16 protein-coding genes and 1 riboswitch are annotated in these 24,464 nt (G+C 68.1%); of the genes, 10 read left to right on the plus strand and 6 right to left on the minus strand.

The genetic code is table 11. The annotated features are described in order from the left end of the window. Positions 1-37: 37 nt before the first annotated feature. Complete coding sequence (locus K6142_RS02555) at positions 38-442, minus strand: response regulator (protein WP_015946381.1); 405 nt, start codon at positions 440-442, stop codon at positions 38-40. A gap of 443 nt (positions 443-885) precedes the next feature. On the opposite strand from K6142_RS02555, the gene purT reads away from it, so the two are divergent. After that, the gene (gene purT / locus K6142_RS02560; RefSeq protein ID WP_223380740.1) at positions 886-2,067 is read left to right on the plus strand and encodes a formate-dependent phosphoribosylglycinamide formyltransferase; all 1,182 of its coding nucleotides are present in this window, start codon (positions 886-888) and stop codon (positions 2,065-2,067) included. A gap of 372 nt (positions 2,068-2,439) precedes the next feature. Beyond that, positions 2,440-3,600 (plus strand): tRNA guanosine(34) transglycosylase Tgt, encoded by a 1,161-nt coding sequence (gene tgt, locus K6142_RS02565; protein ID WP_223380786.1) that lies wholly within the window; start codon positions 2,440-2,442, stop codon positions 3,598-3,600. 347 nt (positions 3,601-3,947) lie between these two features. On the opposite strand, the gene K6142_RS02570 is transcribed toward tgt, so the two are convergent. After that, a complete protein-coding gene (locus K6142_RS02570; RefSeq protein ID WP_223380741.1) occupies positions 3,948-6,044 on the minus strand; it encodes a diguanylate cyclase in 2,097 nt (698 codons plus the stop codon). 712 nt (positions 6,045-6,756) lie between these two features. Here K6142_RS02570 and K6142_RS02575 point away from each other — a divergent pair. Beyond that, positions 6,757-9,030 carry a thioredoxin domain-containing protein gene (locus tag K6142_RS02575; protein WP_223380787.1) on the plus strand — a complete coding sequence of 758 codons (2,274 nt, stop codon included), beginning with the start codon at positions 6,757-6,759 and terminating at the stop codon, positions 9,028-9,030. Positions 9,031-9,396: 366 nt separating this feature from the next. Then, positions 9,397-9,509: riboswitch (glycine riboswitch) on the plus strand. Between the two features lie 634 nt (positions 9,510-10,143). Here K6142_RS02575 and K6142_RS16530 read toward each other — a convergent pair. Beyond that, the gene (locus K6142_RS16530) at positions 10,144-11,214 is read right to left on the minus strand and encodes a TIGR02117 family protein (protein WP_190244043.1); all 1,071 of its coding nucleotides are present in this window, start codon (positions 11,212-11,214) and stop codon (positions 10,144-10,146) included. 262 nt (positions 11,215-11,476) lie between these two features. Here K6142_RS16530 and K6142_RS02585 point away from each other — a divergent pair, with 262 nt between their 5' ends. Then, on the plus strand, positions 11,477-11,878 hold the full coding sequence (locus tag K6142_RS02585; protein WP_190244042.1) for a hypothetical protein: 402 nt from the start codon (positions 11,477-11,479) through the stop codon (positions 11,876-11,878). Positions 11,879-12,087: 209 nt separating this feature from the next. Here the strand turns inward: K6142_RS02585 and K6142_RS02590 are convergent, their stop codons facing one another. From K6142_RS02590 to K6142_RS02600, 3 genes are all read right to left on the minus strand, one after another. Next, the gene (locus K6142_RS02590; protein ID WP_190244041.1) at positions 12,088-13,983 is read right to left on the minus strand and encodes a diguanylate cyclase; all 1,896 of its coding nucleotides are present in this window, start codon (positions 13,981-13,983) and stop codon (positions 12,088-12,090) included. Positions 13,984-14,455: 472 nt separating this feature from the next. Continuing rightward, positions 14,456-15,280, minus strand: a complete 825-nt coding sequence (locus tag K6142_RS02595; protein WP_190244040.1) for a substrate-binding domain-containing protein — start codon at positions 15,278-15,280, stop codon at positions 14,456-14,458. Between the two features lie 51 nt (positions 15,281-15,331). Further along, a complete protein-coding gene (locus tag K6142_RS02600; protein WP_190244039.1) occupies positions 15,332-16,609 on the minus strand; it encodes a BPL-N domain-containing protein in 1,278 nt (425 codons plus the stop codon). Positions 16,610-16,826: 217 nt separating this feature from the next. Here K6142_RS02600 and K6142_RS02605 point away from each other — a divergent pair, with 217 nt between their 5' ends. The 6 genes from K6142_RS02605 to K6142_RS02630 all read left to right on the plus strand — a co-directional run bounded on the left by K6142_RS02605 (position 16,827) and on the right by K6142_RS02630 (position 24,460). Then, positions 16,827-19,478: a valine--tRNA ligase gene (locus K6142_RS02605; RefSeq protein WP_190244038.1), complete on the plus strand. Its 2,652-nt coding sequence runs from the start codon at positions 16,827-16,829 to the stop codon at positions 19,476-19,478. 391 nt (positions 19,479-19,869) lie between these two features. After that, a complete protein-coding gene (locus K6142_RS02610) occupies positions 19,870-20,322 on the plus strand; it encodes a DUF3795 domain-containing protein (protein WP_190244037.1) in 453 nt (150 codons plus the stop codon). A gap of 215 nt (positions 20,323-20,537) precedes the next feature. Then, entirely contained in the window at positions 20,538-22,049 is a 1,512-nt protein-coding gene (gene cobA / locus K6142_RS02615) for a uroporphyrinogen-III C-methyltransferase (RefSeq protein ID WP_190244036.1), read from the plus strand. 269 nt (positions 22,050-22,318) lie between these two features. Further along, positions 22,319-22,753, plus strand: a complete 435-nt coding sequence (locus K6142_RS02620) for an MOSC domain-containing protein (protein WP_190244035.1) — start codon at positions 22,319-22,321, stop codon at positions 22,751-22,753. A 70-nt stretch (positions 22,754-22,823) separates the two neighbouring features. Then, positions 22,824-23,507, plus strand: a complete 684-nt coding sequence (gene purN / locus K6142_RS02625; RefSeq protein WP_190244034.1) for a phosphoribosylglycinamide formyltransferase — start codon at positions 22,824-22,826, stop codon at positions 23,505-23,507. A gap of 341 nt (positions 23,508-23,848) precedes the next feature. Then, positions 23,849-24,460, plus strand: a complete 612-nt coding sequence (locus K6142_RS02630; RefSeq protein WP_190244033.1) for a LysE family translocator — start codon at positions 23,849-23,851, stop codon at positions 24,458-24,460. The last annotated feature ends 4 nt before the right edge of the window (positions 24,461-24,464 follow it).

Genomic DNA, 24,464 nt, shown 5'->3' on the forward strand with positions numbered 1-24,464 from the left:
GGCGCCTTTTCTTTTTTAGGTGGCTAGGCCGGGGGACTTACCCCGCCAGATGGGCGGCGATGGTGGTCATGAGGTCCTGGCGAGTGATGGGTTTGGTGAGCAGTCCGTTGCAGCCCGCGTCGGCGCAGCGACGCAGGTCCTCGTGTCTGTCGTGGGCGGTCAGGGCCACGATGGGTACCGGACGGCGGCCCAGCATGCGTTCTTCCTCGCGCATGGCGCGCACGGTGTCCGTGCCGTCCATGTCGGGCATCACTACATCCATCAGCACGAGATCCACGGGATGCTCGCGGAAGATGCGCAGTGCCGCGTGGCCGGAATCGGCCTCCATGCAGCGCAGCGGCGTGTCGCGCAGCAGAAGCAGCAGCAGGGCGCGGTTGGGGGCGGCGTCATCGACAATGAGCACCGTGGCGGGGGGCAGCGTGTGGTCTGTGGCGGTGGTCATCCAGGACTCCGGAACGCGGGCCGGTGGTCGGCGCGCTGGTGAGGGGTGCCGGACGGCGTGCGGCGGATTGGCGATGCAGTGGCGGAAGTTGTTCCTCCATGTGTTCTGCTTAGCCCAAGGATGCCCGTAGCCGCAAGGTGGGGTGAGGTGGCACACCATGTACCTGTCGGGGGCGGGTGCCTGCATCTTCGTGCCCTCGTGCGTTCCGGTGCGTTCCTGCGTCCCGTGCGCGGCCCTGTGCCTTGTGTGCGGCCCGTATGCGGTCCGGGTGCGGTCCGGGTGCGGTCGTCTGGCGGGCGTTGGCCGCGGTTCCGTCCGTCCGTGGTTGCCATGCGATTTCACCGCGCGCCTCTTGCGCAGTGGGGGCGGGCGTGGCACATCCGTGCGGTCGGCACGGCCTTCCCCCTCATCATCAGCATGCCCGCGCGGCGCAGGAGCAGCACATGGTCACCATCGGCACCCCCAACACCCCCTCCGCAACCCGCATCCTGCTGCTCGGCTCCGGCGAACTGGGCCGCGAGGTGGCCATCGAGGCCATGCGCCTTGGCGTGGAGGTGATTGCCGTGGACCGCTACCCCAATGCGCCCGCCATGCAGGTGGCCCACCGCAGCCACGTGGTGTCCATGCTGGATGGCGCGGCCCTGCGCAGGATCATCGAGGCGGAACGCCCCCATTGCATCGTGCCGGAAATCGAGGCCATCGCCACCGAGACCCTGCTGGAACTGGAGAAGGAGGGCTTTCGCGTGGTGCCCACGGCCCGCGCCGCCCGCCTGACCATGGATCGCGAGGGCATCCGCCGCCTGGCGGCGGAGGAACTGGGCCTGCCCACCTCGCCCTACCGGTTTGCCGAAACGGAAGCGGAATACCGCGAGGCCGTGGCCGCCGTGGGCCTGCCCTGCGTGGTCAAGCCGGTAATGAGTTCGTCCGGCAAGGGGCAGAGCACCGTGCGCACCGAGGCCGACGTCTTGAAGGCCTGGGAATACGCCCAGACCGGCGGGCGCGCGGGGGGCGGCAAGGTCATCGTGGAAGGCTTCGTGGATTTCGACTACGAGATCACCCAGCTTACCGTGCGCCACGCGGGCGGCACCACCTTCTGCGACCCCATCGGGCATTTGCAGAAGGACGGGGACTACCGCGAATCGTGGCAGCCCCAGCCCATGAGCCAGGCCGCCCTGGCCGAGTCCCGGCGCATGGCAGAGGCCGTGACCGGGGCCCTTGGCGGGTGGGGCATCTTCGGCGTGGAACTGTTCATCAAGGGTGACAAGGTATACTTCAGCGAGGTCTCTCCCCGCCCGCACGACACCGGGCTGGTGACGCTGATCTCGCAGAACCTCAGCGAATTCGCCCTGCACGCGCGGGCCATCCTGGGGCTGCCGGTGCCCGCGCTGCGCCAGAACGGCCCCGCCGCCTCGTGCGTGGTGCTGGCCGAAGGCGACAGCGCATCGCCCGGCTATCATGGCATCGAGGCGGCCCTGGCCGAGCCGGACACCGGGCTGTGCCTGTTCGGCAAGCCCGAGGTCCACGGCAAGCGCCGCATGGGCGTGGCCCTGGCCCTTGGCGCCAGCATCGAGGAAGCCCGCGAGAAGGCCCGCCGCGCAGCCGCCGCCGTGCAGGTGGAACTGTAGCCACGGGCGAACGCCGCATCCTGACGCACTGCATGCGCCCGCTCCGGGGAACCGGGGCGGGCGTTTCGCGTTGTGCGGGGCGGCTGGGGGTAGCCGGGCGGGGGAGAGGGGCGGCAAGACGGGCGGGCCGGGCTGGACGGGCGGAACTGGCAAGACTGGCTGAACTGGCAGACTGGCAGACGGGCTGAACTGGCGGGGCTGGCGGTACTGGCAACGCTGGAGAAACAGGCAAGGGCGGGGACGGCTTGGGAACCGGGCCTAGCAAGGCTGCCGCGTGCCGCACGGGCATTCGGTGCGCCGCCCCCCTTTTCAAACGTGCAACGCGCCGCTATGGTGCGCGCCATGCCGAACCAGACCGAAATTTCCACCGCCATGGCCCCTGCCGAAGCTCCGGCCCCCATCCCCGCCGAAACCCCCGGCACCTTCCGCATCCACGCCACCGACGGCGCGGCCCGCACCGGCGTGCTGCACACCGCGCACGGCCCGGTGCGCACGCCCATCTTCATGCCCGTGGGCACCGTGGGCAGCGTGAAGGCCGTGGCCCCGGACGACCTGGACGCCATCGGGGCCGAGATCATCCTCGGCAACACCTACCACCTGTACCTGCGCCCTGGCGACGAACTGGTGGCCCGGCGCGGCGGCCTGCACGGCTTCAATGCCTGGAAGAAGCCCATCCTGACCGACAGCGGCGGCTTTCAGGTGTTCAGCCTGTCAGCCCTGCGCAAGATCACCGAGCAGGGGGTGGAGTTCCGCTCGCACCTCGACGGGTCCAAACACCTGTTCACGCCCGAGAAGGTGGTGTCCATCCAGCGCAACCTGAACTCGGACATCATGATGGTGCTGGACGAGTGCGTGCCCTACGGCGCGGACAAGCCCTACACCGAAAAGTCGCTGGCCCTTACCACCCGCTGGGCGCAACGCTGCCGCGACGCCTACCCCAGGGGCACGGCGGGCAACCTGCTGTTCGGCATCACCCAGGGCGGGTTCTTCAAGGACCTGCGCGAACGCTCCATCGGCGAGCTGACGCAGATCGACTTCGACGGTTTTGCGCTGGGCGGGCTTTCGGTGGGCGAATCCAAGCCGGAAATGATGGACATCCTGTACCACAGCGCGCCCCTGCTGCCCGCGGACAAGCCGCGCTACCTGATGGGCGTGGGCACCCCGCTGGACATCATCAACGGCATTGCCGCCGGGGTGGACATGTTCGACTGCGTGCTGCCCACCCGCAACGCGCGCAACGGTACGCTGTACACCTCGCTCGGCAAGATCAACATCAAGCGCAAGGAATTCGCCGAGGACGACGGCCCGCTGGACCCGGCGTGCAACTGCTACGCCTGCCGCACCTTCTCGCGCGCCTACCTGCGCCACCTGTACGTGGCCAAGGAACTGCTGGCCTTCCGCCTGAACTCGGTGCACAACCTGACCTACTTCCTGGACGTGGTGCGCGGTGCGCGCGCGGCCATCGCCGAGGGGCGCTTTGCCGCGTACAAGGCGGGGTTCGAGGCGATCTACCCCGAAGAAGTGGTGGCGTAGGGACAGGTTACGAATGGTCTTTTCGTCCGTTGCGGTCCTCGTCCGCGAGGCTCGAAGACTCGCCAACGGCTGAGGCATGCGCCCTCATGGCAGGCTCGTTTTCCTTGCCGACGAACGAGAATCCTGATTCGGAAACAGCCCACAGGGACGCAGTCCGCGCCGAATCGACCGGCCTGGCTGCCGGACAGCGTGCCTGCCCTGACGGGCAGGGCCCGCCAGTTGTCCGCCCTGACCAGCCGGATTGCCCGCAATGACACAAATGACATGGGGCCGTCACGACAGCGTGGCGGCCCCATTCGTTTCTGCGTGCGGGTGCCAATCTGGCGCGGATGCGCCCGTTCGTTTGCTCAGGCCGCGTCCTGCCCGTTTCCGGCAGGGCCATTACCGCCCGTGCCGTCAGGGGATTCCGCGCGGGCGGGCCTGGCCTGCTGGGCGCATACCCGGTTGCGGCCCTCTTCCTTGGCGCGCATCAACATGTGGTCGGCCCGGCGGATCAGGTCGTCCAGCGAATCGTTGGCCCCCCGGTATTCCGCCGCGCCCACGCTGACGGTGCACCCCACCCACACGTCGCGCACGGCCACCGGGGCGTCCTCCACGGCGGCGCGGATGCGTTCCGCCGTGCGCAGGGCGCGTTCCTGCGCCGTTTCCGGCAGCAGCACGCCGAATTCCTCGCCCCCCAGGCGCCCGATAAGGTCGTTTTCTCGCAGGGACAGGCCCATCACGTCGGTGATGTGGCGCAGCACCATGTCGCCCGCCTCGTGCCCCCAGGTGTCGTTGATGGACTTGAAGTGGTCGGCATCCAGCAGCAGCACGGAAAGCGGGCGGCCATAGCGTTGGGCGCGCGCCGCCTCGTCCTCCAGCCGGGCCATGAAATGGCGGCGGTTTGCCACGCCGGTCAGTTCGTCGGTGGTGGCCAGTTGTTCCAGGCGCAGGGTGTCTTCCACCTGGTCGGTCACGTCCAGGAAAAAGCTTTCCACTTCCGGCGCTTCCGGCGTGCCGGTGCGCCGGGCGTACAGCGACACCCAGATGGCCTCGCCGCCGCGCCGGTACCAGCGCAGCCGCAGCCCGGTCACCACCTCTCCGGCGGTCAGGTCGTCCAGCATGGCCTGGCGGTCCACAGGTTCGGCGTACAGGGGGATGACGGAATCATCCAGCACTGCGCGGGCGTGGGCCACGTCGCGAAAACCCAGCAGGGCCGCGCCGTGCTGGTTCAGCACGTTGATGGTGCCGTCCCAGGCGGTGCGAAAGATGCCGATGGGCGCGTTTTCCACCAGTTCGCGGTGCTGGCGTTCGGCATCGCGCAGGGCGGCTTCCGCGTCGCGGCGGGCCGTGACCAGTTCGTTCAGGTGGCGGTTCAACGCGCCGAATTCGTCACGCCCGGTGAACAGGTTGCGCACGGTGAAGTCGCCGCGCGCAACGCTGCGCATGTATTCGGCAAGCTGGCCCACCCGACCGGACGCCCCCGCCGTTGCCACCGCGAACAGCACGGCAAACAGGAGGAGCGTGCCGCCGATGGCAAGGATGGTGCCGTAGCGGATGGGGGCCACGGCGCGCAGCAGTTCTTCCTGCGGCACCAGCAGCACCAGCCGCCAGCCAGGGCCGGGCACCGCGCGCACGGCTGTCAGCACCTGTTCGCCGTCCACGTGCAGGTAGGTGGCGCCGTTGCCCGCATTGTCGCCTATGGTGCCGCCGATGGCCCTGTCCGTCCCGTGTGCGGCATAGGTGCCGCGCGCCAGGTTGCGCAGGGGGGTGGTGTCCACGCGGTCGGCCAGCGCGGCTCCGAGCCCGGTGGCGGTGACGGGGTGCCCATTGGCGGTAAGCACCAGCAGCCCGCTGCCCGAGGGCAGGGCCACGCCGGAAAGGATGTTCCGCAGTCCGTCGGTGGTGATGTCCAGGCCAAGCACTCCCAGCGGCTTGCCGCCCGCCGGATCGTCCACCGTGGCCACGGTGCTGACCACGGTCTTGCCGGTGATGAATTCGGTGTACGGGTCGGACCAGCCCACCACGCCGGGGTGTTCCATGGCCCTGCGGAACCACGGACGCGTCCTGGCGTCGAAGTCGGGTGGCAAATCGCGCGGGGGCTGGATGGCGTGGACCCGCCCGGACATGTCCGCGAAGTAGACGAAGTAGGCTTCGGGCCGTTGCCGCAGGAAGCTGGCCCAACTGGCCATCAGCCCCTGATGGTCGTAGGGCCGCCCGGAAAGGCAGGCCACCACGCGCGGATCCTGGCGCAGGCTGGCCACGGCGCGGGCGTATTCACCGGCGTACTGGCTGACGATGGCGTTGGCCAGGGTGTCCGCCTGAAGGGCCATGGCCGATTCTGCCCCGTGCAGCATGATGTTTTTGGCGCGTACGTAGGAAAACGTCCCGAGCGCGACCAGCGCTAGGGACGAAAGGATGGCAAGAAGCAGCAACAGGCGTTGCCGTAAGGGGATGACCCGCATGTCGGTCCTCGCGCCGGAGGAAAGGGCGCATGGTCAGTAGCGCACGGTCGGGGCATGGTCGGGGCATGATCGAACGTTGCGGAAACCTACAGGATGCGGCGCCGTGCCGCAAGCATTCCGCAATGGTGGCTGCCGATTGGCGGGCGCGCCGCGCCGTGGCTTGGGCGTTCGTTGCCGTTGCTCCGGGTTTGCATTTTTCGCGTCGCCTCTTTCCTGTCAGGCACCATTCGCAACGCGCCGCCCGTCCTTGCGCTGTCCGTTCTTGCGCCGTCCGCCCTTGCGCCGTCCGTCCGGTCGGCCCTGTCCCCGTCTTCATCTGCCGCCCTTCCTCTTGACGGGCCGTGTTGCGGTCCTTTTCTTTTCTTGCAGCCACGTTGCCCGCATGGCGCGAGTCTGATAGGGCATGGGTAAGGTCGGGTATCTCCATGCGCCTGCTGCCGCGAGCCATGTATCCCTGGCCAGTGCGCGCCGTCGGGAGGGGATGGGGCGTCCGCGCGGCGGACGGCCCGCGCCGGGGCCGTGCACCGTCACGGTCGTTCACCGCCCGCGACACCACGGGGCAAAGGGGCAAGGGGGATATGCCATGTCCAACCTCTCCGGAAAGTCCACCACGCCGACCGGGATGCACGACGCCCCCGGAAAGAGCGCCTCCGGTCACGCCGCCACCGGCCCGGCTGCCGCCATTCCGGCTGTCGCCATTTCGACTGTGACCATGCTGGCGGGCAACCGCCTGTCCACCTCCAAAAGTCCGTACCTGCTCCAGCACGCGGACAACCCCGTGCACTGGCACCCGTGGGGCGACGAGGCTCTGCAACGCGCCCGCGACGAGGACAGGCCGCTGTTCGTCAGTGTAGGGTATTCCACCTGCCACTGGTGCCACGTCATGGCCCACGAATCGTTCGAGGACGACGAGGTGGCCCGCCTGCTCAACGACGCCTTCGTGTGCGTCAAGGTGGACCGCGAGGAGCGCCCGGACATCGACGCCGCCTACATGGCCGCCTGCCAGATGCTGACCGGCAGTGGGGGCTGGCCGCTGACCATCATTGCCCTGCCCGACGGGCGGCCCTTCTTTGCCGCCACCTACCTGCCCAAGCATTCGCGGCCCGGCCGCATCGGGCTGATGGACCTGGTGCCGCGCGTGCTGGAGGTGTGGCGCCACAAGCGCGACGACGTGCTGGATTCCGCCGACAGCATCGTGGAGCATGTGCGCCGCCATGCCGAGGCCATGCTGCGCCCGCCCGCCGATGGCCGCCTGCCCGGCGCGGGCACCCTGCACGCCGCCTGCGAGGCCATGGCCTCGGAATTCGATGCCGTGAACGGCGGCTTCGGCACGGCGCCCAAGTTTCCCTCGCCGCACAATCTGCTGTTTTTGCTGCGCTGGGCGCGGCGCAACGGCCATGCCGCCGGGCAGCCGGGGCTGGCGCAGGCAGGCTCCGTGCCGACGGGAGAGGAATCCGGCGGGGCAAAGGCCCTGCGCATGGCCGCGCAGACCCTGCGGTCCATCCGGCGCGGCGGCATCCACGACCACGTGGGCTACGGCTTTCACCGCTACTCCACGGATGCCCGCTGGCTGCTGCCCCACTTCGAGAAGATGCTCTACGACCAGGCCATGCTGATGCTGGCCTATGCCGAGGCGTGGCTGGCCACCGGCGACGGCGAGTTCCGGCGCACGGCGGAAGAGACCGCCGCCTACGTCCTGCGCGACCTGACATCGCCGGAAGGGGCCTTTTACAGTGCCGAGGACGCCGACAGCGAACTGGACGGCGCGCGCGGCGAGGGGCTGTTCTATACCTTCACCCTGGCGGACATCGAAGAGGCCTGCGCCCCGCTGGATGTGGGGCCGCATGCGGGCGGTGAGGGCGGCGGTGCGGATGACCTTCACGGCCCCGGCGCGGACCCGGCCTGCATTTCCGACGCGGACCTGACGGCCCGGGCCTTTGGCTGCACGGCCTACGGCAACTATGAGGACGAGGCCACGCGCAGCCGCACGGGCCGCAACGTCCTGCATCTGCCCCGCACGTCGCAAGGGCTGGCGCGCGACCTGGGCCTGCCCCCGCGCGAGGTGGAGGAACGGCTGGAAGCGGCCCGCGCCGCCCTGTTCGACCTGCGCGCACGGCGCCCGCGCCCCCATCTGGACGACAAGGTGCTGGCAGACTGGAACGGCTTGGCCATCGCTGCCATGTCGCGCTGCGCCCAGGCCTTCGATGCGCCGCATCTGGCAGAGGCCGCCGCCGCAGCAGCGGACTTTGTGCTTGCGCGCATGGCCACCCCGGAAGGGCGGCTGCTGCACCGCTGGCGCGATGGCGAGGCCGCCGTGCCCGGCCTGCTGGATGACTACGCCTTCATGATCTGGGGGCTCATCGAACTGTACGGCGCCACCGGCGAGGTGCGCTGGCTGCGGCGCGCCCTGCGTCTGCAAGAGGTGCAGGACACCTTCTTTCACGACGTCGAGGGCGGCGGGTACTGGATGACCCCGGCGGACGGCGATGCCCTGCTGGTGCGCCGCAAGGAAGGGCACGACGGTGCGCTGCCCTCGGGCAACGCCGCCGCGCTGTTCAACCTGCTGCGCCTGGCCCTGCTGCTGGGGCGTCCCGAATACGGCGAGCGGGCGCGGGGCGTGCTGCGTGCCTTTGCCACGCAGGTGCGCCATCATCCCATTGGCTCCACCATGTTCCTGTGCGGGGTGGACTTTGCGCTCAGCGGCGGGCGCTCGGTGATCGTGGCGGGAGAGCCGGACCAACCGGATACCGAGGCCATGCTGGCCGCCGTGCGGGGTACCTACGCGCCCACCACGGTGCTGCACCTGCGCACCACCGACAACGCGCGTGATCTTGCGGCGCTGGTGCCGTTCACCGCGCACCTGGCCCCGCTGGAAGACCGCGCCACGGCCTGGCTGTGCGAGAACTACGCCTGCTCGCCGCCCATTACCGACCCGGCGGAATTGAAGGCCCGCCTGCTGGCCGTACGCCCCCTGGCGCAAGGGTAGGGCGGCGGCATTGTCCATGGATGGCGTGGGTTGCCGGGCCATCGCGGGGGAACCGGGAGCAGTATGCGCTGGTCAGTCTGTGCGTGCGCGTGGAGCGCATGAGGGTGAGGGGAAGGCGCGCGAGGGCGGGGCGGGTTGTAACGGGCAGTTGCGTATCCCTGAGAAATAGGCGTGGACTGTTTGTGTGAACGGTATGTTTCGCTTGTGATATTGGTATGTTGCGACAGAGCTTGCGTTTCCCCCGGCAACCGGATACACCCCCATTCACGCTTGGTTTCGGATGACGACAGCAGGAGAGACCCCAGCCGGCGGCAAACGGCATGGGGCGCCGACGAAGTGAATCTTTCAGGCGAAAGGACTGCTGCCCGACGAACCTCTGGAGAGCCTCCATCCGTGGAGCACCGAAGGAGCAAACCGCCCGTGTCCTCGCAGGGAACCGGGGCGGCGAAACTCTCAGGTAAAAGGACAGAGTGCCACGCGTGACTCCGGCAGGCATGCGCCCGCCGCGCCCCGTGCGCGGCGGCTCCCGCCCGCGACCCGGCTGGCTGGCCGATCTTTTGCGATCGTGCCCATGCCGGGGTGCCGCCGGAACCCACCGTGCCCCCCAGGCAGGCCCGCTTCGCGCGGGCTGCCGTCCTCCGCTTCCACACCGGCTTTCCCGGCAGGCGAATCCGCCATGCTTTCCGACACCCTGGTGCCCGTACACCCGTGTTGGAAACGTGCGCATTCGTTCCGCCGCATGGGGTCGTCACAAATGCGTGCCGGAACCTTGCGTGGCGGAACGTGCGCGCGGCGGCCCAACTGCCGCCGCGCGGCACGACCGCAATGCGAAGTTGGCAACGCCCTGTCTCCTGGGCGAGTCATGTGGTCGCAGGCCGGAGGGGCGGTCCCTTCGGCCTGTCGCCGTTTCTGGGCCTGTCGGGCTACGGTCCTTTGGCCCCCCTGTCTTCCGACCCGAAGGGCGGGCTTGCGGGCCTTGCCCCATCCATAAGGCTCGCGCGGCGCGCTTGCCGACGGCCGCGGCATATTCCCTTCATGAAAGACAGTTCTTCCTCTCCAGAGAACAGAAATCCACATGGCCCGGAAAGGCGCCGGGAGAACTGGCGCAGTCCGTCAGCGTTCCGTGGCGGGCAGGTGATGCAGCACGAAGTGGGGCAGGGGCGTCCACACCGGGGTGCGCGCCCCGGTTGCGGCCAGCGCGTCGGCTGCCCAGGTGTTGCAGGTGCGCAGGGGGCTGAAGCGCCCGGTGGCTTCGAAAAACAGGCTGCCAGGCCCGTAGCCCGCGCCGCCGTTTTCCGGCGTGGCCGGAATGCGCATGGGGCGCCCAGCGGCATCGCGGCGCAGGCTGGCCGCCACGAAGGCCACAAGGTTCCGGTAGCCCTGCCGTGACAGGTGCAGGATGCGGGTATCCGCATCGGGCAACGGCGGGCCGGGCATTACCTCCACGTGCAGGGCGGCGGGCGCCAGGGCCAGCGCACGCAGGGCCACGCCGGGGCGCATCTGGTCCCAAGTGGGCGTGGCCAGGTAGAATTCCCGCGCGCCCCAGCCTATCGCCAGGTAGGCGTTGTCCGGCAGGGCAGTCAGGGCTGTCAGTGCTGTCAGTGCGGTAGGGCCGCTCCTTTGGCTGCCCGGTCCGCCACCGGTCCCGCCGCCTGACGCATTCCCCGGTCCGTTGCCCGTCCCGCCGTTCTTCCCCGGCGCGTCCAGAAGCCCCGGCACGTCCGGCAGTCCCAGCACGTCCGCCAACCCCGGTTCTCCTTCCACTCGTGCGGGCAGCACGATGTCCGCATGCACCCCGTTGCTGATCACATGGATGGTCACTGGCGGGGCTTCGCGCGTTGCGGCGTCCGCCATCCCCGCGTTTTCTCCGCCCGGCGTGCCCTGCGCGTCCGGTGCACCGGGCGCATCGGGCGCACCGGGCGCACCGGGCGCGAGCGGTATGGCGGGCGCAGGCGTGTCGTTCCGCTGGTCCGTGGCGTTGGGTGCCGTCCTCACGGGCTGGCAGCATGCGGGCAAGGGCACTCCATCAGTCGGGCGCGGCATGCTGCCCAGCACGGCCACGGCCAGCAGGTATCCCAGCGGCAACAGGGCCAGGCCGCGCAATGCCCATGTCAGGGTACGAAGCAGGGTACGGCGCAGGGGCGGTTGCGGCGGCTGGCCGGGATGCGGCGTGCGGGACGGCATGGTGTTTTCCTGTAGGGGCGGGAAGAAGGAGGCAGGCAGGGATCATGATATTCGTAACCCGATGGATTGCCAAGGTATCGGGGCGCGGCGCGTGATATCGATGATAATGCGTGGTGGTTTTTCGGAAAATCATTTCACACTGGCGCCCATTCTGGTGTACACTGGCGGCAGGATTCTCTCCTCCCGTCCGGGCTCCGCATCATGTCGGGGCGCGGAGGGCATGCGGTCACCCCCTCCACCCTCAAACCGCAGGAGTGGCACCATGCAGGAAATCAGACTGCACCGTAACGGACGCGAAGACCTCGTATTCAGCGGCGAACACCTGGCCACGGTGGATGACCGCGAATGGATGGGCATAGCCCCCAACTGGTGGGAACTGGCCCTGTACCGGTCCGAAGCGGGGGGCTTCGTGCTTTCCTCCGTGTTTTACCTGAACTTTCCGCGCCATCGCGTGCTGCGCGGGGCCGTGGTGTTCCAGAGCATCGCCGACGTGCGCGACTACGTTGTCAACGCGTGCAACGGCCCCTCCATGATCGCGGACGGCCTGCTGGGCCGGGCGCGCAGGCGCATCCGCCAACTGGACGACCCCATTCCGCCGCTGCCGCAGTTTGCGCCGGTATCCGACTACGAATCCTTCGGAGAACGCGAGATTCCCTATGCATGACGACACACGGCACGTGCCGCGCCGTCGGTTCCGGGAAGGGACGCGGCGCGGCGCCATGCGAAACGGCGGCCCTGGCCGCCGTTTATCGTTTGCGGGGCTTTTCGCGTGTGCGGGCAGGCTCCGGATGCCTGCGGACGATACGGCAGAAGCAGCGCGATGCGCGCGCCGCGCCGGGCGGCGGGCCGATATGGTGGCTGTGTCCCCGCCGGTCAGGAGAGATGCCGCCCGGCGGAACGCTGTCCGGACGTGCCCTGCACGTATGGGTGGAACTTGGTGTCGTCGTCCAGCATGTGGCGCGCCACCACCTCGTGGGAGATGACCCGCAGCGCCGTGTCGAGGGGAAGGTTGGCGTGCTCGTAGCGAGCGGCCAGGTCGCCCGCCGCTTCCAGCAGGGTGGCGTGCAGTTCCGCGTGGTGCTCGGCGTCGGGGTAGCCCCGGCTGCGCAGCACGGCTTCCTCGTCGCGGAAATGCTCGGCAAGGGCGGTGAGCAGTTCGTGGATGATGGCCAGGCAGGCCGCGCGGGGGGCGTTGTCCAGAAAGGCGGCCAACAGCCGGTTGACCATCTCGAACAGTTGGCGGTGCTGGGCGTCGATGCGTGCCTCGCCGCATTCGTACGAACGGCTCCAGGCAAGCCGCAGCAGATCGGCGTGCGGGCAGGCCTGCGGGGGCAGGATGTCCTGTGCCGTGGCCACCGTGTTCCGCCCCTTGGACTTGGCCCGGTACAAGGCCCGGTCGGCCATGTCGATTGCCTGGTCCGGGGTGGCGTTGCGCCCGCCGCGCACCGTGGTCACGCCCACGCTGACGGTAACGTGGCCCGCCGGGGTGTTGCCCGGGTGGACGATGCACAGTTCGGCCACGGCGCAACGAATGCGTTCGGCCATCTGTGCCGCCCCCGCTTCCGCCGTGCCGGGCAGCACGCAGGCGAATTCCTCGCCGCCGTAGCGGGCCACCATGTCGGGCGCGCGGTGGACCACCGTGCGCAGGGTGTGCGCCACGGCCCGCAGGCAGGTGTCACCCGCCAGATGGCCGTGGATGTCGTTGTAGGACTTGAAGTTGTCCACATCGACCATCAGCAGCGACAGCACGTCCTCCGAACGCTGGGCTCGGCGCAGTTCCGCTTCCAGGGCGCAATCCAGACGACTTCTGTTGAACAGCCCGGTCAGCGGGTCGCGCATGGCCTTCTGTTCCCACATTTCGCGGTTGCTGTCGGCGTTCAGCAACTGGCGGTTGTGCAGGGCCACTCCCAGGGTGACTATGGTGGTGCTGCACAGGAATGTGGCCAGCAGAAAGGCCGCCTCGCCCGTGGTGGGCATCTGGAAGGGACCGAAGCCCATGGTGGCGCCGTAGGCCACGGCCATCATGGAAGGGGCCAGGGCCAGCATCAGCCCGTGCAGGCGGGCATTGTAGGCCAGCAGCACCAGCAGGGGCATGATGAAGTAGATGCACCCGCCATACCCGTTGAAGGACAGCAGAAGAAACACCAGGTTGCCGCCCAGCACGCCCCCCAGCCAGCGGCATTCCCTGCCGGTAAGGTGGCGGTATGCGGCGCAGGCCCGGTACAACGGGTAGACCAGCAGCAGCCCCAGGCATACCGCCATGACCAGCGTGGCGAACAGGTATTCTGCCTGGTCCCACGGCACGTATCCTTCCGTAGCCTGTTGCAGGACGATGACCCCGGCGCCGGAGACGGCGGCGGGCAGGCAGACCCTGCCCACTGCGCGGAACAGGTCGGGCACGCTGGCAGGTGGCGCGGCGAACACGCGTTGCAGGAGCATGGCGGCCATGCCCCCGGCAAGGGCGTCGGACACGGCGGCGGACAGCACGCAGGACAGGGGCAGTGCCGCGTGGCGCGCTGGCCCGGAAAGCAGGGCCACGGCCAGGGAAAGGACCGCGATGAGCGGCATGGACTGCCAGCCGCTGCGCAGGCACACCACCATGGCCACCCCGGCCCCAAGACGCAGCGGGGTCAGGTTGTGCACGCCCAGGGCAAAGACGTTGGCGTCCAGCCAGGTGGCGGCGCAGTAGGCGGAAAGGGCGGAGAATAGCCAGACGGCACCGGTGGCTGGCCGGGGCGCGGTGGTTTCTCCGGTTGCGGGTCGATCCATGGTGTACGGCTATACGCGATTTCCGGCTTTGGACAAGGTGGTGGAATGCCCACCTTTGTGCCGGTCCATACGGGTCCATGCCGTCTTGTGGCGGGGCGGGTACTGCATCGTGAAGGCGGGTGCGCGCTGTATTTGGCGAAGGTGGCCGCGCGGGCGCGGGGGGCATGCCGCCAGTCCGGAAAAATGAACTGCAATGGCAGTCGGTTGGACGCACACACAAGAGTGTGGGGGGATTCCCTATGCTGCACTGCGCAGCCCCCATGTCGAAGTCGGGTAACGTCCGGTTCACCGGGCTGCACTGGCGGGCACGGACGAGGAAAGATGGCCCGCACCATTTGCATCTGGGTGGCCCATCGGGAGGTTGCAGCTGGCACATCCTGCAACCGAATGCATGCAGGCAGGCTACAACCGCGTCGGTAGGGGCGTCCCTTCCGGGAAGGCGATGAGCCCTCCCGGAAGGGGGCGGTTGCGCTTAACGGGGGGTAGCGTTGGGAAAGAACAGCGGTTCGCCGTATTTCTCCACCCCAAAGGTCTTGATGATGCCCTGCGCTTCTTCGCCCGTAAGCCAGTCGGCCAGCTGCAAGGCCCCGGCAGTGTTGACCTGCGGGAATTTTTCGGGATTGACCCGGATGAGGGCGATATAGTTGAGCAGCAGCGGATCCTTCTCCACCAGCACCGCCAGACGGGAGCTGTCCTTGAGGGTCAACCAGGTGGCGCGGTCCATGAGCACGTATGCGTTCTTTTCGTCGGCGAACTGCGTGGTGGCCTTGTTGCCCTTGGCGCCGTCGGGGTAGACCACGTACCAGTCCCCTCCGGGCTCGATGCCTGCCGCGGACCAGACTTCCATTTCCTTCACGTGGGTGCCCGAATTGTCGCCACGGGTGACCACCATGGCCTTGCGGGTTGCCAATCGCCTGAAGGCTTCCGTGGCGTCCTTCATTCCCCGTATGCCCGCCGGATCCTCCTTGGGGCCCAGGATCACGAAGTCGTTGTACATCACGTCGCGGCGGTCCACGCCAAAGCCGTCGGCGATGAACTTGTCCTCAAGCTTGCGGGCATGCACGATGACCATGTCGAAGTCGCCCGTGCGGGCCTTTTTCAGGGTTTCGCCCGTGCCCGCCTTTTCATAGGTCGCCTTGATGCCTGTGCGTTGCCCGAAGGTATCGGCAAGCAAGGGAATGATGCCTGCGTCCACCGGGCCGATGGTGCTGGATATCCTGATGGTCCCGGTGTCCTGGGCGAATGCTCCGCCGGTCATGAGAAGCGACAGTAACAGAACAGCAAGGCTCGTGCGCATGGCGTTCTCCTTGGGGGTGGGATGGTCATGTATAGTAATCCGTATGCCGGACTACCCGTGCAGTTGCAGGAACACCAGCCGGTCCAGCACGTCCAGCAGTTCCGCGTACAGGCCGCCGCTGGCCATGGGCGGGCCGAACAGGGCGGCGCGCTGTTCCTTCAGGCTCTGGCGCGAGACGGTTTCCGGAAAGGTCTTGGACAGGGTCATGGCCAGCCGTTCGGCCAGCAGGTAGCCGGTGACGCCCTTGTGGAACAGGGCCAGCCGGGCCAGGAAGTCCGCCTTGCGCCCGTGCCAGTAGTCCTCTGCGGCGGGCGTGGGCGGGGTGGACACGGCGGTGCACACCGCCGCGTGCAGGTTGTTCAGGTTGGCGCCGGGTATGCCCGCGCGCCAGCCGATGAGCCACGAATTGCGGCGAAAGAACAGGCAGTGGTTGATGCCGATGGTCACGATGTCGTCGAACAGCGCGCGGGCGCGCAACAGGCCGTCGTCGTGCCAGCGGGCGGGCAGGGCGTCCAGTTCCCATGCGGGCACCAGCGGGGTTGCGGCGCGCAGGCCACCGGAAACGCCGGGAACGCCGGAAGCGGGGGGGGCGTCGGTCAGGCGCTGCACCAGATGCGCCAGCCACAGGTTGGCCTGGGGCGATTCCGGCGTTTCGAGGTGGGTGTAGCTGAGGGTGTAGCTGCCCGTGCCGTACCTGCCGTGCAGGATGCACGGCTGCCCGACCAGAAAGGTGGGCCGCAGGCGGATGCCGTACAGGTCTTCCCACTCGGCGAAGGTGCCGGGGGGCAGGGTGTCCAGCGGCAGGTCGGCCACCCAGAAATCGCTGCCCGGCTCGGTGTAGCGGGCCAGTATTTCCACGTCGTGGCCGTCTTCCGGGGCAAAGCGGCCCGGCCACCACACCGGCAGGGCCGGTTCCGGCGGCAGGGCGGCTGGGGTCAGGGGGTGCCCGGCGCTGACCGTGGCGTGCACGTGGCCGGACACGAAGTGCTGCATGCGGTCGGTGAACGACGCGCGCGACCACGGGCACAGCCCAAGGCCGTGTTCACCGGTAAGGCCAAGGCCCGCGCCGCCGCAGAAGCCAAGGTAGCGTCCGCCCCCGGCCACGTAGTCGCGCACGGCCTGCATGCCCGCCTCGCCCAGGGCGTCGGCCTTGAGGCGCGCGGTGCCGCCGGGCACCAGCAGCAGGGCGGGGGGATTGCGGGAAAGCAGGCCGTCGGCTATCTCTTGCGCCCGCACCAGCCGGTACGGCAGGCCCATGCTCTCAACCGCACGCCAGGCCAGCAGCCCCCAGACGTGGGATTCGTCCCAAAGTATGTGAAGGGTTGACATCTCTCTGCCGCTCATTAGGGTGGGGAAGCCGTTTTACCGGGGGCATCGCCGGGCCTTGCCGTCATGACGAAACGTCCGCGCGGCATGCCCGGCGCGGCGTTTCGCCCGTGTCCGGGCGTTCGTTGCGCTGCCCGCAGCGGGTGGCCGTCGCAGGCCGCCGCCGCGCGCATCGCCCGCCGGTGCGGCACCCTACATCATCTTTTCCGGAGATTACAACATGTCGGACAACGCGCTGCCCAAGGGCTACGAGCCTCGGGACGTAGAATCCCGCTGGCGTGCCCACTGGGAGGGGAACAAGACCTTCACCCCCGACCTGGACGCCCCCGGCGAACCATTCTCCATCGTCATACCGCCGCCCAACGTCACCGGGGCCCTGCACATGGGCCACGCCCTCAACCTGACCATCCAGGACATCCTGTGCCGCCATGCCCGCCAGAAGGGCAAGAAGGTGCTGTGGGTGCCGGGCACCGACCACGCGGGCATCGCCACCCAGAACGTGGTGGAGCGCGGGCTGGCCAAGGAAGGCAAGGGCCGCCACGACCTGGGCCGCGAGAAGTTCATCGAGCGGGTATGGGAATGGCGTGAGGAATACGGCACCCGCATCCTGAACCAGATCCGCGCCATGGGCGCCTCGGTGGACTGGACGCGCGAGCGCTTCACCATGGACGAGGGCCTTTCGCGCGCCGTTCGCCAGGTGTTCGTGAAGCTGTACGACGACGGCCTGATCTACAAGGGCGATTACATCATCAACTGGTGCAACCGCTGCCACACCGCCCTGGCCGACGACGAAGTGGATCACCTGCCGCGCAAGGACCACCTGTGGCAGCTGCGCTACCCGCTGGCCGACGGCAGCGGCGAACTGGTCATCGCCACCACCCGTCCGGAGACCATGTTCGGCGACACCGCCGTGTGCGTGCACCCCGAAGACGAGCGCTACACCGCCTTCATCGGCAAGATGGTGAAGCTGCCCCTGACGGACCGCGAGATTCCGGTCATCGCAGACAACTACGTGGACCGTGAATTCGGCACCGGCGCGCTGAAGGTCACCCCCTCGCACGACCACAACGACTGGGAGCTGGGGCACCGCCACAAGCTGGAATTCCTTCAGGTCATCGACGAGAACGGCGTGATGAACGAGCACGCCGGCATCTACGCGGGCCTGACCAAGGAAGAATGCCGCAAGCGCGTGGTGGCCGACCTTGCCGCCCAGGGCGTGCTGGTGAAGGAAGAGGAACTGGACCACAGCGTGGGCCATTGCTACCGCTGCAAGTCGGTCATCGAGCCGCACGTGTCCACCCAGTGGTTCGTGGCGGCCAGCAAGATGGCCCCGCGCGCCCGCGCCGCCGTGCCCGCCGCCACGCAGATATTTCCCGACAACTGGGAAAAGACCTACTACAACTGGCTGGACAACATCCGCGACTGGTGCATCAGCCGCCAGATATGGTGGGGCCACCGCATTCCCGCGTGGACCTGCGGCGACTGCGGCAAGCTCATCGTGTCCGTGGACGCGCCGGAACGCTGTTCCTGCGGTTCCGCCAACCTGGCGCAGGACGAGGATGTGCTGGACACGTGGTTCTCGTCCGCGCTGTGGCCGTTCTCTACCATGGGATGGCCCGACGACACGCGCGAACTGAAGACCTTCTACCCCACCTCGGTGCTGGTCACCGGCTTCGACATCCTGTTCTTCTGGGTGGCCCGCATGATGATGATGGGGCTGCACTTCATGGACGAGGTGCCGTTCCGCCATGTGTACATCCACGCCCTGGTGCGCGACGCCGAAGGCCGCAAGATGTCCAAGTCCACGGGCAACGTCATCGACCCGCTGGAAATGATCGACAAGTACGGCACCGACTCGCTGCGCTTCACCCTGGCGGCCTTCGCGGCCATGGGGCGCGACATCAAGCTGAGCGAAGAGCGCATCGAGGGCTACCGCCACTTCGTCAACAAGCTGTGGAACGCAGCGCGCTTCGCGCTGATGAACCTGCCCGACGACGAAGCGCCCGCCCCGGTGGACCTGGACACCGTGCAGGGGCTGCACCACCGCTGGATTCTCCACCGGCTGGAAGAGATGAAGGAATCCACCGACGCCGCCATCACGGGCTACCGCTTCAACGATGCGGCGCAGGGGATGTACCGGTTCATCTGGAACGAGTTCTGCGACTGGTACCTGGAACTCATCAAGCCCGACATGCAGGCTGGCGGCGAACGCAAGGCCGCGGCGCAGCACGTGCTGCTTACCGTACTGCGCGAAACGCTTACCCTGCTGCACCCCATCATGCCGTTCATCACCTGCGAAATCTGGGCGGCCCTGCCCGGCAACGCGGGCACCGACCTTGCCGTGCAGCCCTTCCCCGCCGCGCGCCCCGGCTGCGTCCGGGCAGAGGATGCCGCACGCATGGAACTGGTCCAGGGGGTCATTGGCGCGGTGCGCACCATCCGGGCGGAACTGAACATCGCGCCTTCGCTGCGCCTGACCGCGCTGGTGCGCACGGCCAACGAGCACGACCGGCAGGTGCTGGAGGAAAACCGCCAGATGCTGCTGGTGCTGGCCCGGCTGGAAAACGCCGAGTTCGGCCCCGCCATCGAGGCGCCCAGGGCATCGGCCAGCAACGTGGTGTCCGGCAACGAGGTCATCGTGCCGCTGACCGGCGCCGTGGACTTCGAGGCGGAACTTGCCCGCCTGGACAAGGAACTGGGCAAGATCGAAAAGGATCTGGTGCAGGTAAACAAGAAGCTGGCCAACGAGAGCTTCGTGGACAAGGCCCCCGCCGAGGTGGTGGCCAAGGAGCGCGCCCGCGCCGGTGAACTGGCCGATGCCAAGGCCAAGCTGGAGGCGTTGCAGCAGCGGTTCCGCGAGGCCATTGGCTAGTTCGGGAAAAGTATGAAACGGGGGCGGGGAAGGTGATACCTTTTGCGGCAGCCGTTAGGTGAGTGCGAAGCGCGAACCTTACGGATGGCGACCGCAACGCGCAAAAGGTTCCCTTCCCCGCCCTCGAACCCCCACCCCTTCCCTCCAAAAACCTTCAATTGGGGGAGACGCGCTGGGTATGGTTGCTGGTACCTGACAACGCCGCGCCGGGCAACCGGCGCGGCGTTTTGCGTGTCTCGCACGGGCGGCGGCGCGGCTTGTCACCCCGGCATGAATCCGCCATACCGGGCATGCGCGTTCCGTGATGGTGCGGTAATGCCTGCCCCCCAAGTTTTGCCCGGTTTTCGTGCGCGCCACCTCCATCCCCCTGCGAAGAACGTTCGAGGCCCCCATGACCGACACCGCCCCCCTGCATCTGGTGGCCCCCTGCGGGCTGGACTGTTCGCGCTGCGTGAACTGTAGCGAAGGGCAGGTGGCCGCCCATGCCAAGATCATCCGCGACATTCTCGGCCCCGGCTTCGGCCCGTTCGCCGAGCGGCTTGCGGCCATGAACCCGGCCCTGGCCGAATACCCGGCCTTTGCCCGCGTGCTGGATGCGCTGGCGGAGGGGACGTGCCCCGGCTGCAAGACGGAGCGCCGCACCTGCCTGCCCACCTGCAAGGTGGCCGGGTGCGCCGCCGCGCGCGGGCTGGACTTCTGTGCCGACTGCGCGGACTACCCCTGCGCCGACACCGGCCTGCCGCCTCGGCTGGAGCAGAAGTGGCGCGCCAGCAACGACCACATCCGCGCGGCGGGGCGCGACGCCTTCCTGCGCGCCCTTGCCGAAACGCCCCGCTACCTGTAGGCTGCGGCGGTCGAAAAAGCGGGCATGCACGCACTCTCATGCGTGGTCGGGCGAGTGGGCTGTTTCGCCCCTGCCCTGTACTGACCTGTACTGTCCTGCCTTGGCCGTGGCCGTGGCCGGGGTACTGCTTCGCTCGGGAAGTTGTGGTTTTTAGCTGGGATACCGCAAGGATATTTTGCGCGCCCACGAACGGCGCGACACATACCGGAGGAAGGATGAAGGTCTATCTCATCGGCGCGGGGCCCGGCGACCCCGGTCTGCTCACGCTCAAGGGCAAGCGCATCCTCGAATCGGCGGACGTCATCGTCTACGACTATCTCGCCAACGACGCGTTCCTCGCCTACGCCAAGCCCGGCGCGGAAATCATCTACGTGGGCAAGAAGGGTGGCGACCACACCCTGACGCAGGACGGCATCAACCGCCTGATCGTGGACAAGGCCAAGGAAGGCAAGACCGTGGCCCGCCTGAAAGGCGGCGACCCGTACATGTTCGGGCGCGGCGGCGAAGAGGCCGAAGAACTTCTGGATGCGGGCGTTCCCTTCGAGGAAGTGCCCGGCGTCACCAGCGCCGTGGCCGGTCCCGCCTACGCGGGCATTCCGCTGACGCACCGCTCCTACTCCTCGTCCGTGTCGTTCATCACCGGGCATGAAGACCCCACCAAGCCCGGCTCGGTGCACAACTGGAAGGCCCTGGCCGAAAGCGCCAGCACCCTGGTCTTCTTCATGGGCATGAAGAACCTGCCCGAAATCTCGCGCAAGCTCATCGAGGCGGGCATGCCCGCTGAAACCCCGGCTGCGCTCGTCCATTGGGGCACCACCGCCCGCCACCGCAGCCTTGTGGCCACCATCGCCACCCTGCCGACAGAAGGGCCGAAGCATGGCTTCACCAATCCCTCGCTCATCGTGGTGGGCGGGGTGGTCAACCTGCACGACCGGCTGAACTGGTTCGAGCAGAAGCCCCTGCTGGGCAAGGGCGTGGTGGTCACCCGCGCCCGCGAGCAGGCCAGCGGCCTTGCCGAGGCCCTGCGCGAACTGGGCGCCGACGTGGTGCAGTTTCCCACCATCGAGATCATTCCCCTTGCCGACTACGCCCCGGTGGACGCGGCCATCCGCGATCTGCCCGGCTATGACTGGGTGGTGTTCACCTCGGTCAACGGCGTGAAGCACTTCTGGAACCGCCTTGCCGCGTGCGGGCAGGATTCGCGCGCGCTGGCCGGGCGCAAGGTGGCCGCCATCGGCCCCGCCACCGCCGACGTGCTGCGGACAAAGGGCATAGAACCGGACTTCATCCCCGAAAAGTACGTGGCCGAAGGCGTGGTGGAAGGCATGCTGGCGCGCGGCATGGGCGGCAAGCGCGTGCTGCTGCCCCGCGCCCGCGAGGCGCGCGAGGTGCTGCCCGACGAACTGCGCAAGGCCGGGGCCGCGGTGGACGTGCTGCCGGTGTACGAAACCGTGCCCAGCACCGCCCGCAAGGACGACGTGCTGGCCCGAATGCAGGAAGGGCGCATCCATTGCGTCACCTTCGGTTCGTCGTCCACGGTGGACAACTTCTTCTCGCTGGTGCCCGTGGACATGGTGAAGGCCCATCCCGAGGTGAAGCTGGCCTGCATCGGCCCCGTCACCCGCAAGACGCTGGAAGGCTACGGCCTGACCTGCCACATCCAGCCCGAGGATTTCACCATCCCCGCGCTGGTTGACGAACTGGTTGCGCGCCTGCCCGAACTGTAGACGACGTCCGGCGCGGGTGGCGTCCCCTGCGGATGCCGCCCGGTGCCGGATTTGATCGCATGCCGGTCCTGCGCCGATCTTCCTGATGTTGGTTCAGCCCGGGTTTTCTGATGGTTCCGGTGCAGGACCGTGCGCCAGTGCGACGGTATTTGACAGGTGAAACGTCCCGTGTTGTGAGGAATGCGTGACCGGAGTGATCCGGTCCGCAATCCCGCCCGGCCCCGTGCCGGGCGCGGCATCCTTACGGACATTCAAGGGAGGGACACCTCATGGGCATCGTGCGAGCCGTCTGTATCAGCGAGCGGAAAGGCGAGCGCAAGCGGGTGGTGGACGCCATCACCCTGCGCGAGGACTATGGCGTGGAAGAAGACGTCCACGCGGGCAGCGGCAGGCAGGTCAGCCTGCTGGCCGTGGAAAGCGTGGACATCATGCGCCCGCGCATGCCGGAACTGGCGGCGGGCGACTTTGCGGAAAACATCCTGGTGGAAGGGCTGCCCCTGACCCGCTGCAAGGTGGGCGACCGGCTCACCGCCGGGCCGGACATCCTTCTGGAAATCACCCAGATCGGCAAGACCTGCCATTCCAAGTGCAACATCCACAAGACCGTGGGCTTCTGCATCATGCCCACCGAAGGGGTGTTCGCAAAAGTGCTGCGCGGCGGCGTGCTGCGCGCCGGGGATGCCGTTGCCATGACGGAAGGGTAGCTGCCCGTGCGGGCGTGCCCCTCCGCCCGCGCCCCGATAACCCTCGATCCCTCCGTGTTCAGGGAGTCTCATGACGCTGCAACTGGCCGTGCTGGCCTCCGGCAACGGGTCGAACCTGCAAGCCATTCTCGACCGCATCGCCAGCGGCGCGCTGGATGCCCGGGTGTGCCTTGTGCTGTGCAACAAGCCAGAGGCCCGCGCGCTGGAGCGCGCCCGCGCGGCGGGTGTTGCCCACGTGGCCCTTTCTCCGGCGGATTATCCGGACCGGGAAGCCTTTGATGCGGCCATGGTGGCGGCCATCCGCGCCCATGGGGCGGATGCCGTGGCGCTGGCCGGGTACATGCGGCTGCTCACGCCGGGGTTTCTGGCGGCGTTCGCGGGGCGGGTGGTGAACATTCACCCCGCGCTGCTGCCCAGCTTTCCGGGTTTGCGCGGCGCGGCGGATGCGCAGGCGTACGGGGTGACGCTGGCCGGGTGCACGGTGCATTTCGTGGACGAGCAGATGGACCATGGTTCGGTCATCGTGCAGGCTGCGGTGCCGGTGCATCCGGGCGAGCCGCTGGATGATCTGAAGGCGCGGATTCACGCCATGGAGCATCGCGTCTACCCGCAAGCCTTGCAGTGGCTGGCCGAGGGTCGGTTGCGCGTGGAGGGCCGGGTGGTGCGGGTGCTGTCGAGGTCCGACGGCAAGGCGGCGCCGGGCATTCCCGATGGGCCGTGGCTGGTTTGGCCGCCGCTGGAACAGGGATTCTAGACGGGCCTGATGTCGCTTTGCTCGCGGTAGCGCGCACACGCTGCCAGCGGAATCCGTCTTTTTGGGCCGGGCGGCGTTGGCGCGCGATTTTCCCTGCTCACGTACGCCAGTACGTTCCGCGTGAAAATCACGCGCCGCCTTGCCCGGCCACAAAAATTCGTAATTCCTTGCATCGTGTCCGCACCAGCCATCCGCGCCGAAAAGACCGGCGCGGAGTATAAGGAAGAAAGGCACCTTCGATGCTGGGCGTTGCACTAGGTAGACGTATGCCTTTTGGCCCAGAACGGTTTCGTGTTTCTCCCGACCCGCGTCTACTTCCCTAACCCCCTCCCTTCCCCGTCATGCTGTACAATCTCGTTGCCCTGTTCGGCCTGTGCATGGTGGGCCGCATGAGTCCCGGCCCGGACATGATGCTGCTGGTGCGCCACGGCGCGGGCGGTCCCACGCGCGCGGCCTATGCCTGCGTGCTGGGCATTTGTCTGGGGCTTACCTTTCACGTCACCTGGGCGGTGCTGGGCACCGGCCTGTTGCAGGGCAGCCCCCGCGCGTTTCAGGCTGTGCAGTTGGCCGGTGCGGGCTATCTGGCCTGGGTGGGGTGGAAGGCCCTGCGGGCGCGGGCCGACGAAGGGGGCGAGGGAGCAGCGCCGCCCACCCTGCGCGAGGGCTTTCGCGACGGGCTGTTCTGCAACCTGCTGAACCCCAAGGTGACGCTGTTCATCCTTTCGGTGTTCACGCAGTTCGTGGCCCCCGGCACGCCCACGGGCGAGCGGGTGGCCTACGGCGCGGTCATCGTGCTGGAGGCGCTGGTGGGCTGGACCATCTTCGTGCGCTTTCTGGACACCGCGCCCATGCGCCGCTTCTACGAGCGGCACGGCCTGCATCTGGTGCGGCTTACCGGCGCGCTGCTGCTGTTGCTGGCGGGGTGGAGCGTGGTGTCCTTCCTGCGCGGGTAGGCCG

The organism is Nitratidesulfovibrio sp. SRB-5, from assembly GCF_019931275.1.
GTDB lineage: Bacteria > Desulfobacterota > Desulfovibrionia > Desulfovibrionales > Desulfovibrionaceae > Cupidesulfovibrio.

Coding starts and splice junctions, on each gene's coding strand:
- K6142_RS02590 (WP_190244041.1), bottom strand. CDS start 13,983: ATGGATCGACCCGCAACCGGAGAAACCACCGCGCCCCGGCCAGCCACC.
- K6142_RS02630 (WP_190244033.1), top strand. CDS start 23,849: ATGCTGTACAATCTCGTTGCCCTGTTCGGCCTGTGCATGGTGGGCCGC.
- purN (WP_190244034.1), top strand. CDS start 22,824: ATGACGCTGCAACTGGCCGTGCTGGCCTCCGGCAACGGGTCGAACCTG.
- tgt (WP_223380786.1), top strand. CDS start 2,440: ATGGCCCCTGCCGAAGCTCCGGCCCCCATCCCCGCCGAAACCCCCGGC.
- K6142_RS02620 (WP_190244035.1), top strand. CDS start 22,319: ATGGGCATCGTGCGAGCCGTCTGTATCAGCGAGCGGAAAGGCGAGCGC.
- K6142_RS02605 (WP_190244038.1), top strand. CDS start 16,827: ATGTCGGACAACGCGCTGCCCAAGGGCTACGAGCCTCGGGACGTAGAA.
- K6142_RS02575 (WP_223380787.1), top strand. CDS start 6,757: ATGCTGGCGGGCAACCGCCTGTCCACCTCCAAAAGTCCGTACCTGCTC.
- K6142_RS02570 (WP_223380741.1), bottom strand. CDS start 6,044: ATGCGGGTCATCCCCTTACGGCAACGCCTGTTGCTGCTTCTTGCCATC.
- K6142_RS02610 (WP_190244037.1), top strand. CDS start 19,870: ATGACCGACACCGCCCCCCTGCATCTGGTGGCCCCCTGCGGGCTGGAC.
- purT (WP_223380740.1), top strand. CDS start 886: ATGGTCACCATCGGCACCCCCAACACCCCCTCCGCAACCCGCATCCTG.
- K6142_RS02595 (WP_190244040.1), bottom strand. CDS start 15,280: ATGCGCACGAGCCTTGCTGTTCTGTTACTGTCGCTTCTCATGACCGGC.
- K6142_RS02555 (WP_015946381.1), bottom strand. CDS start 442: ATGACCACCGCCACAGACCACACGCTGCCCCCCGCCACGGTGCTCATT.
- cobA (WP_190244036.1), top strand. CDS start 20,538: ATGAAGGTCTATCTCATCGGCGCGGGGCCCGGCGACCCCGGTCTGCTC.
- K6142_RS02600 (WP_190244039.1), bottom strand. CDS start 16,609: ATGTCAACCCTTCACATACTTTGGGACGAATCCCACGTCTGGGGGCTG.
- K6142_RS02585 (WP_190244042.1), top strand. CDS start 11,477: ATGCAGGAAATCAGACTGCACCGTAACGGACGCGAAGACCTCGTATTC.
- K6142_RS16530 (WP_190244043.1), bottom strand. CDS start 11,214: ATGCCGTCCCGCACGCCGCATCCCGGCCAGCCGCCGCAACCGCCCCTG.